The organism is Blastococcus mobilis, from assembly GCF_900188025.1.
Taxonomy (GTDB): Bacteria; Actinomycetota; Actinomycetes; order Mycobacteriales; family Geodermatophilaceae; genus Blastococcus_B; species Blastococcus_B mobilis.
The window spans coordinates 299,047-312,545 of record NZ_FZNO01000001.1 but is presented as its reverse complement, the minus strand read 5'-3'; the positions used below and the strand labels follow the sequence as shown (position 1 = coordinate 312,545).

Sequence of the window (13,499 nt, the reverse complement as noted above, 5' to 3'; positions counted from 1 at the left end):
GCGACAACGGCAGGAAGACGTATGCGCCCGTTGATCGGCATCACCACCTATCGCGAGCAGGCACGCTGGGGAACCTGGGACGTGGCGGCGATCCTGCTGCCCGCGTCGTACGCGGACGCCGTCGCCGGCGCCGGCGGCGAGCCGGTGCTCCTGCCGACCGGCGCGATCAGCGCCGAGGTGGTCGCACGACTCGACGGACTGATCGTGGCCGGTGGGGCGGATGTCGACCCTGCTCGGTACGGCCAGGCGGCCGGGCCGCGCACCACCGTCGTGCGGCCCGAGCGGGACGAGTCCGAACTCACCGCGCTGCAGGCCGCGCTGGACCGGGATCTGCCGGTCCTGGCTATCTGCCGGGGCATGCAACTGCTCAACGTCGCCCTCGGCGGCGACCTCGTGCAGCACCTCCCCGACGTCGAGGACACCGGCGTCCACGACCCGGGTGCCGGGCTGTACCACCGGCGGGAGGTGCGCACCGAGCCCGGCAGCGCGCTGCACCGCCTGCTCGGCCCGACGGGACCCGTGGCCTGTCATCACCACCAGGCGCTGGCCCGGATCGCTCCGGACCTCACCCCCTCGGCGTGGGCCGAGGACGGCGTGGTGGAGGCGGTGGAGGCCCCCGGCCGGGGCTTCTGCCTCGGAGTGCAGTGGCATCCCGAGGTGGGCGTCGACCGTCGGCTGTTCGCCGCGCACGTGGACGCGGCCAGGTAACGGCCGGGCTCACTGCGAGCACAACTGCTTGTGGACCGTCGACACGCCGCCCTAGGGTCCCAGCCCCGGCCCCCGACTGGGTCAGCGAGCCGCCTGAAGGTAGGACGCGCATGAGCACCAGCGAGCACGCGACCCGCGCCGACGAGCCGGCGAGGCACGACAGCGACACCCACCGGCTCCACCAGCTGGGCTACGCCCAGGAGCTCGCCCGGCACATGTCCGGCTTCTCCAACTTCGCCGTCTCGTTCACGATCATCTCGATCCTGTCCGGCTGCCTGACCCTGTACGGCTTCGGCCTGAACACCGGTGGCCCGGCCGTCATCGTCTGGGGCTGGCCGCTCGTCGGGCTGATGACCCTGTTCGTGGCTCTGGCGATGGCCGAGGTCTGTTCCAGCTTCCCCACGGCAGGTGGTCTCTACTACTGGGCGGCGAAGCTGGCCAAGCGGAACTCCGCGGCGTGGTCCTGGTTCACCGGCTGGTTCAACTTCCTCGGCCAGGTCGCGGTGACCGCCGGCATCGACTTCGGCGCCGCCTTCTTCCTCAACGCGTTCCTCGACCTGCAGTTCGGCTTCGACACCCGGCCGTGGCACACGATCCTGCTCTTCGGGATCATCCTGCTGGTCCACGGGCTGCTCAACCAGTTCGGCGTGCGCGTGGTCGCGCTGCTCAACGACATCAGCGTCTGGTGGCACGTCGTCGGCGTGGCCGTCATCGTCGGCGTGCTGGCCTTCGTGCCCGATGACCACCAGTCCGCGTCCTTCGTGTTCACCGAGTTCGTCAACAACACCGGATGGCAGTCGAGCCTCTACGTCGCGCTGATCGGTCTGCTCCTCGCCCAGTACACGCTCACCGGCTACGACGCCTCGGCGCACATGACCGAGGAGACCAGGTCCGCGTCGGTCGCCGGCCCCCGCGGCATCGTCATGTCGGTCGTCGTGTCCGTGATCGCCGGGTGGGTGCTGCTCATCGGCCTCACCTTCGCGATCCAGAGCTACGACAACGCGCTGGCCGCACCGGACACCGGCGTGCCCCCCGCACAGATCTTCATCGACGCGGTCGGCGTGACCGGCGGCAAGCTCCTGCTGCTCATCGCCATCGGGGCGCAGCTGTTCTGCGGGATGGCGTCGGTGACGGCGAACTCACGGATGATCTTCGCGTTCTCCCGCGACGGCGCACTGCCCGGCTCGTCCTTCTGGCACCGGATCAACGGGCGCACCCGCACGCCGACCAACGCCATCTGGCTGGCCGCGGGGGGCGCCTTCCTGCTCGGACTCCCCTACCTGTGGAACGTCACCGCGTACGCCGCCGTCACCTCGATCGCGGTGATCGGCCTCTACATCGCCTACGTGCTGCCGACCTTCCTCCGGCTGCGCCAGGGCGATTCCTTCGAGGCTGGCCCGTGGAACCTGGGCCGGTGGAGCCGGCCGATCGGCATCGTCGCGGTGGTCTGGGTCGCCTTCATCACGGTGCTGTTCATGCTGCCCCAGGTCAGCCCGGTCACGGCCGAGACGTTCAACTACACGCCGGTCGCGGTGCTCGTCGTCCTCGGGTTCGCGGGCATCTGGTGGCTGGTGTCCGCGCGCCGCTGGTTCACCGGACCCAAGGTGCAGGGCTCCCCGGAGGAGCTGGCCGCGGCGGAGCGGGAGCTGGAAAGCCTTGCCTGAGCGGGAGCACGGCGCCCTCACCGTCGAGGACGTACGTCACCTGGTCGACCACGGCGAGGTGGACACCGTGCTCGTCGCGATCACCGACATGCAGGGGCGGCTGCAGGGCAAGCGCCTGCACGCCCGATACTTCCTGGACGTCGTCCTGGAGCACGCCACCGAGGGGTGCAGCTACCTGCTGGCCGTCGACGTCGACATGAACACGGTCGACGGCTACGCGATGTCGTCGTGGTCGAGCGGCTACGGGGACTTCGTGCTGCAGCCCGATCTGTCGACGCTGCGGCGGGTGCCGTGGCAGCCCGGCACGGTGATGGTGCTGGCCGACCTGCAGTGGGAGGACGGCAGCCCCGTCAGCGCCTCGCCGCGGCAGATACTGGCCCGGCAGACGGCGCGGCTGCACGACGCCGGGATGGCCGCCTACGTCGGGACCGAGCTGGAGTTCCTCGTGTTCCGCGACACCTACGAGCAGGCGTGGAGCGCCGGCTACCGCAACCTCACGCCGGCCAACCAGTACAACGTCGACTACTCCCTGCTGGGCACGGCGCGGATCGAGCCGCTGCTGCGCCGCATCCGCAACGACATGGCCGGCGTGGGCCTGCTCGTCGAGTCCGCCAAGGGCGAGTGCAACCTCGGACAGCACGAGATCACCTTCCGCTACGACGAGGCCTCGAGGGCCTGCGACGGCCACGTGATCTACAAGAACGGGGCCAAGGAGATCGCCGCGCAGGAGGGCATGGCCCTGACCTTCATGGCGAAGTACGACGCGCGCGAGGGCAACTCCTGCCACATCCACTGCAGTGTCCGCGGCACCGACGGCTCCCTCGTGATGACCGAGGCCGGCGACCTGTCCGACCTCGGCAGGTCCTTCGTCGCCGGGCAGCTCCGCTACATGCGCGAGCTGACCCTGTTCCTCGCCCCGAACATCAACTCCTACAAGCGGTACGTCGAAGGATCGTTCGCTCCGACGGCGATGCGCTGGGGCCGCGACAACCGCACCTGCGCATTCCGGCTGGTCGGGCACGGGGCCTCCCTGCGGCTGGAGAACCGCATCCCCGGCGGCGACGTGAACCCCTACCTCGCCACGGCGGCCGTCGTGGCGGCGGGACTGGCGGGGATCGAGGAGAAGCTGGCGCTCGAGCCGGAGTTCCGGGGGAACGCCTACGACGACCCGGACGCCGTCCACGTCCCGGGCAGCCTCGCCGAGGCCCTCGAGCTCTGGCGGGACAGCGACTTCGCGCGCACGACGTTCGGCGACGACGTGGTGGAGCACTACGCGAACATGGCCGCGGTGGAGCTGGCGGCCTTCAGCCGGTCGGTCACCGACTGGGAACGCTTCCGGGGGTTCGAGCGCTTGTGAGCAGCACCCTGTCCCAGGGCGGCCTGTCCTACGACGTCGTCGACCCGGCCACCGAGCAGGTCGTCACGACGGTCCCCCGCACCGACGTCGCCGGGACCGATACCGCCGTGGCGCGGGCCCAGCGGGCCTTCGAGACGTGGCGGCAGGTCGCACCGGCCGACCGCGGACGGCTCCTGCACCGGTTCGCCGAGGCGGTCGACGCCTCCGTCGAGGAGCTCGCCCGGCTGGAGGTGCGCAACGCCGGCCACACGATCGGCAACGCGCGGTGGGAGGCCGGCAACGTCCGGGACGTGCTGACCTACTACAGCGCGGCGCCGGAACGGCTGTTCGGCCGGCAGATCCCGGTGGCCGGCGGCGTCGACATCACCTTCCACGAGCCGCTCGGCGTCGTCGGGGTCATCGTGCCGTGGAACTTCCCGATGCCCATCGCGGGCTGGGCGTTCGCGCCGGCCCTGGCCGCCGGGAACACCGTCGTCCTCAAGCCCGCGGAACTCACGCCGCTGACCGCGCTCCGGCTGGCCGAACTGGCGCTCGACGCAGGGCTGCCCGAGGACGTCCTCACCGTCCTTCCGGGCAAGGGGTCGGTCGTCGGTCAGCGGCTCGTGGAGCATCCGGACGTGCGCAAGATCGTCTTCACCGGGTCGACCGAGGTGGGCAAGAAGGTGATGGCCGGCTGCGCCGACCGGGTCAAGCGGGTGACCTTGGAGCTCGGCGGCAAGAGCGCCAACGTGGTCTTCGCCGACGCCCACCTGGAGAGGGCCGCGGCGAGCGCGCCCTACGCCGTCTTCGACAACGCCGGCCAGGACGGCTGCGCGCGGTCCAGGATCCTGGTGCAGCGGTCGGCCTACGACCGGTTCCTGGAGCTGCTCGAACCGGCGGTGAAGGGCGTGCGGGTCGAGGATCCGGCATCGGAGTCGTCGGAGATGGGACCGCTGATCAGCCGGACGCAGCGGGACCGGGTGGCCGCCTACGTCCCGGACGACGCACCGGTGGCCTTCCGTGGGACCACGCCGGACGGCCCCGGTTTCTGGTTCCCGCCGACGGTTCTCACCCCCGTCGACCCGCAGGACCGCGCGGTGACCGAGGAGATCTTCGGGCCCGTCGTCGCCGTCGTCCCGTTCGAGGACGAGGACGACGCCGTGCGGATCGCCAACCAGGGCGAGTACGGCCTGTCCGGTTCGATCTGGACCCGCGACCTCGGCCGGGCCCTGCGGGTCTCCCGCGGCATCGAGGCGGGCAACCTGTCGGTCAACAGCAACTCGTCGGTGCGCTACTCGACCCCGTTCGGCGGCTTCAAGCAGTCCGGGCTGGGCCGCGAGCTCGGTCCCGACGCGTTGCACTCCTTCACCGACGAGAAGAACGTGTTCCTGGCGGCGGAGTGATGGCGTGAGCGGAGAGGGGCGTGAGCATCGCAGCGAGCGCCAGCGAGCGAGGAGCGGAGCGCCCCGCGGAAGCGAACCGGTGATGCCGTGAGCGGACAGGGGCGTGAGCATCGCAGCGAGCGCCAGCGAGCGAGGAGCGGAGCGCCCCGCGGGAGCGAACCGGTGATGCCGTGAGCGGACAGGGGCGTGAGCATCGCAGCGAGCGCCAGCGAGCGAGGAGCGGAGCGCCCCGCGGGAGCGAACCGGTGATGCCGTGAGCGGACAGGGGCGTGAGCATCGCAGCGAGCGCCAGCGAGCGAGGAGCGGAGCGCCCCGCGGGAGCGAACCGGTGATGCCGTGAGCGGACAGGCAGTGGTGCGCCGGCTGGTCGGCCGCGTGGCCGTGGTGACCGGCGGGGCGAGTGGCATCGGGCTGGCCACCGCCCGCCGGTTCGCGTCGGAGGGCGCACACGTCGTCGTCGGCGACATCGACCCGGTCAGCGGCAAGGCCGCGGCGGAGGAGGTCGGCGGACTGTTCGTCCAGGTCGACGTGACCTCCCCCGAACAGGTCACCGCGCTGTTCGATGCGGCTGTGTCGACCTACGGCGGGCTGGACATCGCGTTCAACAACGCGGGGATCTCCCCTCCGGACGACGACTCCATCCTGGTCACCGGTCTCGACGCCTGGCGCCGCGTGCAGGAGGTGAACCTGACGTCGGTGTACCTGTGCTGCAAGGCTGCGATCCCCCACATGCAGGCGCGCGGGCGGGGTTCGATCATCAACACCGCGTCGTTCGTGGCGCGCATGGGCGCGGCGACGTCGCAGATCTCCTACACGGCGTCCAAGGGCGGCGTGCTGGCGATGTCGCGCGAGCTCGGCGTGCAGTTCGCCCGCGAGGGCATCCGGGTCAACGCGCTGTCGCCGGGGCCGGTGAGCACGCCCCTGCTCCACGAGCTGTTCGCGAAGGATCCCGAGCGTGCCGCCCGGCGACTGGTGCACATCCCGATGGGCCGGTTCGCGCGCGCCGACGAGATCGCCGCGGCCGTCGCGTTCCTGGCCTCGGACGACTCCTCCTTCATCACCGCCTCGGAGTTCCTGGTCGACGGCGGGATCAGCGGCGCCTACGTCACGCCGGTGTGACCCGAGGGCGGGAGACGTGGCCGCGGCCGGCTCTCAGCGGTCCGGTCGGTCGCGGAGGCGGTGGACGTCGTGTGCCTGCCGGCAGGACGTGGCCATTCACCGCCGACATCCCGCCACCAGGACCCGCGGCCGCCTTCGACGTCCGGCTATCCCGCGGCCTCGTCCACCGGGCGCCGCTGCGGCCGGGGAACGAGGCGGGCCGGGGTGTTCTCCCGCAGCGCGTGCCAGGTGCGTCGCCGCCGCCACGGACGCCGGACGACGGAAGGACCCGTGTCCGAGGCAGCCGCCGTCGGGGAGGCACCAGCCAGCGCCGCCAGCAGCACCGCGAGCGCCGCCACCTCGTCGTCGGTGGGTGAGCCCTTCACCACCCGGAACGCCGGGACCCGCGGCTCGAGGTCAGCAGTCATCGTCGCCTCCTGAGGACGTCGTGGGGTCGAACGGCGCCACTGCCTAGAGCGGTGGGTTGCCGTGCTTGCGCTCGGTGAGGTCCATCGCCTTCGCGCGCAGCACGGCCATGCCGTCGATCAGTACGCGTCGGGTGTCCCGCGGGTCGATGACCTCGTCGACCAGCCCGCGCTCGGCAGCGTGGTAGGGGTGCATGAGTTCGCTCCGGTACTCGTCCTCCAGGTCCCGGCGCAGCGCCTCCGGGTCCTCGGCCTCGGCCAGGCGACGGCGGTGGATCACGTTGACGGCGCCCTCCGCGCCCATCACGGCGACCTCGTTGGTCGGCCAGGCGTAGGACAGGTCGGCGCCGATCGAGCGGGAGTCCATGACGATGTACGCGCCGCCGTAGGCCTTGCGCAGGATGACCTGGATGCGGGGAACCGTCGCCTCGCAGTAGGCGTAGAGCAGCTTGGCGCCGTGCCGGATGATCCCGCCGTGCTCCTGGTCGCGGCCGGGGAGGAAGCCGGGGACGTCGACGAGCGTGACCAGGGGGATGTTGAAGGCGTCGCAGGTACGCACGAAGCGAGCCGCCTTCTGCGCCGCCTCGATGTCGAGCACCCCCGCCGACACGAGCGGCTGGTTGCCGACGATCCCGATGACGTGCCCGTCCAGCCGGGCCAGCACGCACACGACGTTCGGCGCCCACGACTCGTGCAGCTCCAGGAACTCGCCGTCGTCCACGACCTCTGTGATCACCGCCCGCACGTCGTACGGCCGGCGGACGTCCGCCGGCACCACGTCGACGAGCCGCTCGCACACCCGGCGGGGGTCGTCCGCCGCCCGGAACCACGGCGGCCGCTCGACGTTGCTGGACGGGAGCATCGAGACGAGGTAGCGGACGTCCTCGAGGCAGCTCTGCTCGTCGTCGTGGACGAACGTGGCCAGCCCGGTGCGCTCGGAGTGCACCCGGGAGCCCCCGAGCTCCTCCTGGCTCAGGATCTCCCCGGTGACCTCCTGCACCACGTCCGGCCCGGTGAGGAACATGCAGGCCGTGTCCCGCACCATGAACACGAAGTCGGTCAGGGCCGGGGAGTAGGAGGCGCCGCCGGCACACGGCCCCACCATCACGCTGATCTGCGGGATCACCCCCGAGGCCGCGACGTTGCGCCGGAAGATGCCGCCGTACCCGGCGAGCGCCGTGACGCCCTCCTGGATGCGGGCGCCGGCGCCGTCGTTCAGGCCGATGAGCGGCGCCCCCACGGACCGGGCGAGGTCCATCACCTTGTGGATCTTCGCCGCGTGGGCCTCGCCCAGCGAGCCACCGAAGATCCGGAAGTCGTGGGCGTACACGAACACCCGCGTGCCGTGGATGGTGCCCCAGCCCGTCACGACGCCGTCCGTGTGCGGCCGGCGGTGCTCCAGGCCGAAACCGGTCGCCCGGTGCCGGCGCATCGACTCCAGCTCGCAGAACGTGCCGTCGTCGAGGAGCAGGTCGATGCGTTCCCGGGCCGTGAGCTTGCCGCCGGCGTGCTGGCGATGCGTCCCGCGGGCGTCGCCGTCGACGACCTCGGAACGCCGACGGGCGAGCTCCTCGACGTGCTCCTGCAGGGAGGCGCCGCGGCCGTGCCGCCGGGGGTCACGACGCAGCGGGGTCACATGTGCGTCGCGGGACCCGGCGTCGGCCGCCCGACGTGGGGCGACGCGGTCCTCTGGTAGGTGGGTCATGGTCGGACCTCCTGGCTGATGGCCGGGTGGAGGCGCCCCCGCGGGGGCGGAGGGAGCCGCAGGACGGGGCGCACCGCCGGCTCAGCAGTGGGGACGGCAGGAACGCCGGCCGATCGCGTCCTCGAAGACGGCGTAGATGTCGTCGCCGGTCTGGGTCACGTAGGTGGAGCCGCCGGTCGCCTCGCTGATCGCTGCCAGCGCCTCCGTGTCGCTCCCCGAACCGAGGCCGATGGTGATCACGGGCACCGGGGTGCCGGGATCGGACTCCTGCCGGAGGGCGGACAGCAGCCCGGGAAGCCCGATACCGCCCTCGTCCTCGTCACGACCGTCGGTCAGGAGCACCACCGAGTTGACCCGGGTCGGGTCCCAGTCCTGGCGCACGGTGCGGACCGCGGCCAGAACGGTGTCGTAGAGCCCGGTGGCACCGCCGGGGACCGCTTGCACCCCGGCGAGCGACCGGCTGAGGAGCTCCCGCCCGAGCCGACCGCCCTCCCGGGCGCCGAGCGGGCCGATCGGCACGAGTTCCTGGTGGTCGCTGTCGGGCGTCAGCCGGCGCGAGAACACCCACAAGCCGATCTGGGCGTCGTCGGAGTACAGCGACATGCCCTGGGCAGCGGCCTCCTTGGTGACCTCCATGCGGGTTGCACCGTCGGCGCCGGGAACCTCCTGGGCCATGGAGCCGGACACGTCGATCACGGCGAGCATGCGGGTGCCCGACGTGATGACCCGCGTGGTGCGGAGCGTCTCCGCCAGCTGCACCGAGGGAACGGGGGCCGGCGGCACGGTGACGTCGACGCCCAGCTCGCGTGCCGTGTCCGGTCGCCCGACCCCGCGGCCGTCCCGGAAGCCCAGCGACAGCAGGGCGTCGTGAACGTCGTCGCCCTGCAGGGCGTGGAGCAGCCGATCAGCGGACCTCGCGTCCGCGGCGTTGTGGGTCAGCACGGTGAAGGGGTAGTCGAGGCTCCCGCCGGAGGACGGGTAGACGGCCACCACCGGGGACGACCCGGTCTGCCGGTTGTTGCCCAGCACGGCCTGCTCGCTGACCGCCGCCGCTCCCGTCCCGGTCGTGGCGGCGAGTACCTCCGCGCGGGAGGTCATCGGGGTCTGCGCGGCGTGGCGCAGCACCTGAGCCAGGACCGAGCGTCCCTCGGGCATCTCGGTCGCCGCCGTCATGAGACCGACCAGGTTCAGGGCTGTGGCCGCATCGGCCACGGGGTCCCGCAGGGCGAGGCGGGTGGACGCGTCCCCCAGCAGTTCGGCGAACGACAACCGGTGCTCCGGCCAACCGGACGCCTCGGCCCGGTCGTGGCTGATCGCGAGCACCGCCGGGGACGTGGCGACGGAGGGACGCTCCGCAGGCAGGGCGACCCCGGCCTCCTGCAGCCGGTCCAGCCACAGCGAGGCGTCCGGGATCCACACGTCGGGACGATCGGGGGGCTGCGCCGTGATCGCGCGGGCGACGTCGGCCGGGTCGGCAGCCACGACGTCCACGTGGACGCACGTGTCACCGGACTCCTCCTCCACGGGGAAGACACCGGCCGCGGCGTCGGCGACCACGGGAGCGAGCTCGGGGGCGACGGCCACGCGGAGCACGTGGGTCGGGGGGCAGGCCTGGGCTGCCCCGTCGTCGCCGGCCATGACCACCGCGCCGCCACCGAGCACACCGGCCGCGGTCAGCGCCGCGATGAGGGGGATGCGCCTCCGGCGGCGGGCCCGAGGGAGCGCTGACTGGGAACTGGTGCTGCCGACGTCCATCTGCCGTGACCTCCGGTGCTGCGGCTCGGGTGTCGCTGCGGCTGTTGCCGGCCGCCTGACCAAAGGAGCGGGGCGCGGGGGGTCTGATACACCCCCGCGCCCCGCGGTACCTCGTCGTGCGCCAGCCGCTCAGTTCCGCTCGGGCACGCCCTGCGACTCCCGCACGTCATCTGCCTCACCGGAGTGGCCGGAGCCGACCAGCATCCTGCGCTCGCCCGGGTCGTCCAAGGGCCCCTCCCGCAGCCTGATCCGGGCGTGCAGCCTCCGCAGCGGCCGCGGTGCCCACCAGTTCGCGTCGCCGGCCAGCCGCATGAACGCCGGTACGAGCACGCCCCGCACGAGGGTCGCGTCCATGACGATGGCCAGCGCTGTGCCCAGCCCCATCAGCTTGATGAAGGTGATGCCCGAGGTCGCGAAGGCGACGAAGACGACGGCGAGCAGCAACGCCGCGGCGGAGACGAGGCGGCCGGTGCTCTCCAATCCCCAGGCGACGGCGTGCCGGTTGTCGCCCGTGACGTCGTACCGCTCCTTGATCCGTGAGAGGAGGAAGACCTCGTAGTCCATCGACAGCCCGAACGCCACGCAGAACATGAGGATCGGCATGTTCGTGTCGAGGGTCCCCGTGGGGGTGAAACCCAGGAGCTCGGAGAGGTGGCCCTCCTGGAACACCCAGACCATGGCCCCGAAGGTCGCCGACAGGCTGAGCAGGTTCAGCACCAGGCCCTTCACCGGCACGAGCAGGCCGCCCGTGAAGAGGAAGAGCACCCCGAAGGTGACGAACGCGATCACGCCGAGCGCGAGGGGGAGGCTGTCGAACAGCGCGTCCTTCGTGTCGACCAGCTGGGCCGATGGCCCGCCCACGAGGCCGGAGAAGGGGGCGGGCAGCGCACGCACCTCCTCGACCAGCCGCTCCCCCTCGGGGGACATCGCCTCGACCGAGGGCACGACGGCGAGCCAGGTCCCGGTCTCGTTGACGAACGCGGCCCCCGCATCCCGGGGCCCCGCCACCTGGCTGCCGTCGACGTAGGAGCCGGTGGCCGCGTCGACCCGCGACACCCCGTCGAGGTCGGAGAGCCGCTCGGCATAGCCCGCCACGTCGGCGGGTGTCGCCGACGTCCACGCGTCCCGGGCGACGACGTACAGGTTGGCGGTCTCCCCCCGGGCGAACTCCTCGTCCACCGTCTCCTGGACGGTTCGGCTCGTCGTCCCCTCCGGCAGCACCCGGTGGTCGGCGAACCCGAACTGCACGCCGAGGAAGGGGGACCCCAGGAAGACGAGCAGCGCGAGGACCGCGCCCCCCATGAGGACCGGGCGGCGCATCACCCTCGTCGCCACCCTGTGCCAGAACCCGGGCGGGGTGAGTTGGTGGCGGGCCCGCGGTGCCCGTCGCCACCGGACCTGCCAGCGGTCCAGCCGGGCCCCGACGACGGCCAGCAGCGCGGGCAGGACCACGATGGCGCCGACGGCCGCCAGCAGCACGACCGGGATGCCGGCGTAGGCGAACGAGCGGAGGAAGACGGTCGGGAACACCAGCAGCGCGCTCAGCGAGGCGGCGACGATCGCGGCGCTGAACATGATCGTCCGGCCGGCCGTCTCCACGGCCCGCACCACCGCGTCCTCGTGGCTGAGACCGCTGCGCCGCTCCTCCCGGAACCGGGCCACGATGAACAGGCTGTAGTCGATCGCCAGGCCCAGCCCGAGGGCGGTGGTGAGGTTGACGGCGAAGATCGACACGTCGGTGAAGAACGCGATCACCTGCAGGACGAAGAAGGTGCCCACCACGGCGACCAGGCCGATGGCGAACGGGAGGGCGCCGGCGACCACACTGCCGAAGACGAGCACGAGCAGCACGATGAGGACCGGGGTGGAGATGATCTCGGCTCGCTCGAGGTCGTGCTGGATCTGCTCCTGCGTCTGCCGCGCGATCTCTGCGCTGCCGCCGACGCTCGTGGAGACGACCGAGTTGTCGATCGTGTACTCCGGCGACAGCTCCTCCACGGCGTGCACGACCTGGTCGTCGTCGCCGCCGATGCGGGCCAGCACCAGGGCTCGCGTGCCGTCGCCGCTCCGGAGCGACTGTGGAGACCCCGGCGAGAAGTAGGACCACACCTGCTCGACACCGGGTTCCCCGGCCATCTGCCGGGTGAGGTCCTCCCCCTCCCTCACCACGTCGGGTGCGTCGACCGTTCCTGCTCTCGGGGTGACCAGGACGACGAGGTTCGGCGCCCCCTCCTCGAACTCCTCGAGGAGCGTGACCCGTGCCCGTTCCGACTCGGACGCCTCGTCGGCGAAGCCGCCCGTCGTCAGCTCGGAGAACACGCCGACGCCGACCACTCCGCCGACGACGACGAGCAGGACGGTCATCGCGAGGACTCGCAGACGGTGGTGGACCGTCAGCCATCCGAGACGGTTGAGCAGCACTACGACCTCCACATGACCGGTGACGGCGGGGACGGTGCATGCAGGGACGGGTCGGCCGGAGCACGTGCGGACCCGCATCCACCGCCCGCCTGCACCACCAGAGAGAGCCCGCCACCGGTCGCTGATACCGGTATCAGGGGTCGGGCCCGATCCCTCCCTCGATCACGAGGGCGCCCGCCCTCCCCCGTCGTCGCCCGGCGGCGGAGCGGACGGAAAGGAACAGGACATGCCTGTGGTCGAGCACGATGTCGTCATCCCGTCGCCACCGGAGACCGTCTTCGAGTACCTCAGCGACCCGGGGAACGCTCCGCGCTGGGACTCCTCGATGGTCAGCGTGGAGCAGGTCGAGCCCGGCCCCCTCGAGGTCGGCACGCACTGGCGCGGAACGACCAAGGTCATGGGGCGACGGTTCGAGTGGACGGCGCAGACCACGCAGCTCGAGCGCCCGGCCCGGATGACCAGCCGCTCGGTGGAGGGACCGATGACCTTCACGGTGTCGTACGACCTGCGACCTGAGAACGGAGGCACCCGCCTGCGCTACCGGCTGGAATCGGAATCCGGTCTCGGCGGGGTGTTCGGGCGCTTCGCGGACTCCGTCGTCGAGCGTGCCCAGTCGAGGACGGTTCGCGCGAACCTGCAGCGCCTGGCCGAGCAGTTCGATGCGGGAGCCGCGGCCTGAGCCACGGCGACGAGCCGTCCGGAGGGGCCCTGCCGGCCCCTCCGGACGGCGTCGTGTCGGGGGTTCGCGGCGACGCAGCCGCCGACGCGATCTGACGACGCGCCAGGACACGGACCCGCCGGCCGCGTATCACCACCCGCGCCGGCGGCTCTTATCGGTGAGCCACCGCCGGAGGCACCTCGCAGCACGTCGCCGCCCCTCCCGGTCCCGCCTCCACGGACGGTGCCGGGAGCGCGGCATCCCCTGCAGGTCCCGGCCCGCGGCACGTTGCCGGGCTCGCCATCTCGATCTCTCCGACGACTTGG

At 72.0% G+C, this 13,499-nt stretch carries 10 protein-coding genes; 6 read left to right on the top strand and 4 right to left on the bottom strand.

Annotated elements, in window-relative coordinates:
* Positions 1-21 precede the first annotated feature (21 nt).
* The 5 genes from CHB94_RS01420 (at position 22) to CHB94_RS01400 (ending at position 6,230) form a co-directional block, all read left to right on the top strand.
* The gene (locus CHB94_RS01420) at positions 22-708 is read left to right on the top strand and encodes a gamma-glutamyl-gamma-aminobutyrate hydrolase family protein (protein ID WP_089334775.1); all 687 of its coding nucleotides are present in this window, start codon (positions 22-24) and stop codon (positions 706-708) included.
* Positions 709-818: 110 nt separating this feature from the next.
* On the top strand, positions 819-2,372 hold the full coding sequence (locus tag CHB94_RS01415) for an amino acid permease (protein ID WP_089334774.1): 1,554 nt from the start codon (positions 819-821) through the stop codon (positions 2,370-2,372).
* Complete coding sequence (locus tag CHB94_RS01410) at positions 2,365-3,729, top strand: glutamine synthetase family protein (RefSeq protein WP_254920326.1); 1,365 nt, start codon at positions 2,365-2,367, stop codon at positions 3,727-3,729. Before CHB94_RS01415 ends, CHB94_RS01410 begins: the two co-directional genes overlap by 8 nt.
* Positions 3,726-5,111 (top strand): aldehyde dehydrogenase family protein, encoded by a 1,386-nt coding sequence (locus CHB94_RS01405; protein WP_254920325.1) that lies wholly within the window; start codon positions 3,726-3,728, stop codon positions 5,109-5,111. The genes CHB94_RS01410 and CHB94_RS01405 overlap by 4 nt, the downstream gene beginning before the upstream one ends.
* 336 nt (positions 5,112-5,447) lie before the next feature.
* Positions 5,448-6,230 carry a 3-oxoacyl-ACP reductase gene (locus tag CHB94_RS01400; RefSeq protein ID WP_089334773.1) on the top strand — a complete coding sequence of 261 codons (783 nt, stop codon included), beginning with the start codon at positions 5,448-5,450 and terminating at the stop codon, positions 6,228-6,230.
* 146 nt (positions 6,231-6,376) lie between these two features.
* Here CHB94_RS01400 and CHB94_RS01395 read toward each other — a convergent pair whose 3' ends face one another.
* The 4 genes from CHB94_RS01395 to CHB94_RS01380 form a co-directional block, all read right to left on the bottom strand.
* Positions 6,377-6,637 carry an acyl-CoA carboxylase epsilon subunit gene (locus CHB94_RS01395; RefSeq protein ID WP_089334772.1) on the bottom strand — a complete coding sequence of 87 codons (261 nt, stop codon included), beginning with the start codon at positions 6,635-6,637 and terminating at the stop codon, positions 6,377-6,379.
* Between the two features lie 43 nt (positions 6,638-6,680).
* Complete coding sequence (locus tag CHB94_RS01390) at positions 6,681-8,339, bottom strand: acyl-CoA carboxylase subunit beta (protein ID WP_089334771.1); 1,659 nt, start codon at positions 8,337-8,339, stop codon at positions 6,681-6,683.
* A gap of 81 nt (positions 8,340-8,420) precedes the next feature.
* Positions 8,421-10,094 carry a substrate-binding and VWA domain-containing protein gene (locus CHB94_RS01385; protein ID WP_089334770.1) on the bottom strand — a complete coding sequence of 558 codons (1,674 nt, stop codon included), beginning with the start codon at positions 10,092-10,094 and terminating at the stop codon, positions 8,421-8,423.
* A 129-nt stretch (positions 10,095-10,223) separates the two neighbouring features.
* On the bottom strand, positions 10,224-12,515 hold the full coding sequence (locus CHB94_RS01380; RefSeq protein WP_217899114.1) for an MMPL family transporter: 2,292 nt from the start codon (positions 12,513-12,515) through the stop codon (positions 10,224-10,226).
* A 226-nt stretch (positions 12,516-12,741) separates the two neighbouring features.
* Between CHB94_RS01380 and CHB94_RS01375 the strand changes: the two genes are divergently transcribed.
* Entirely contained in the window at positions 12,742-13,194 is a 453-nt protein-coding gene (locus CHB94_RS01375; RefSeq protein ID WP_089334769.1) for an SRPBCC family protein, read from the top strand.
* The last annotated feature ends 305 nt before the right edge of the window (positions 13,195-13,499 follow it).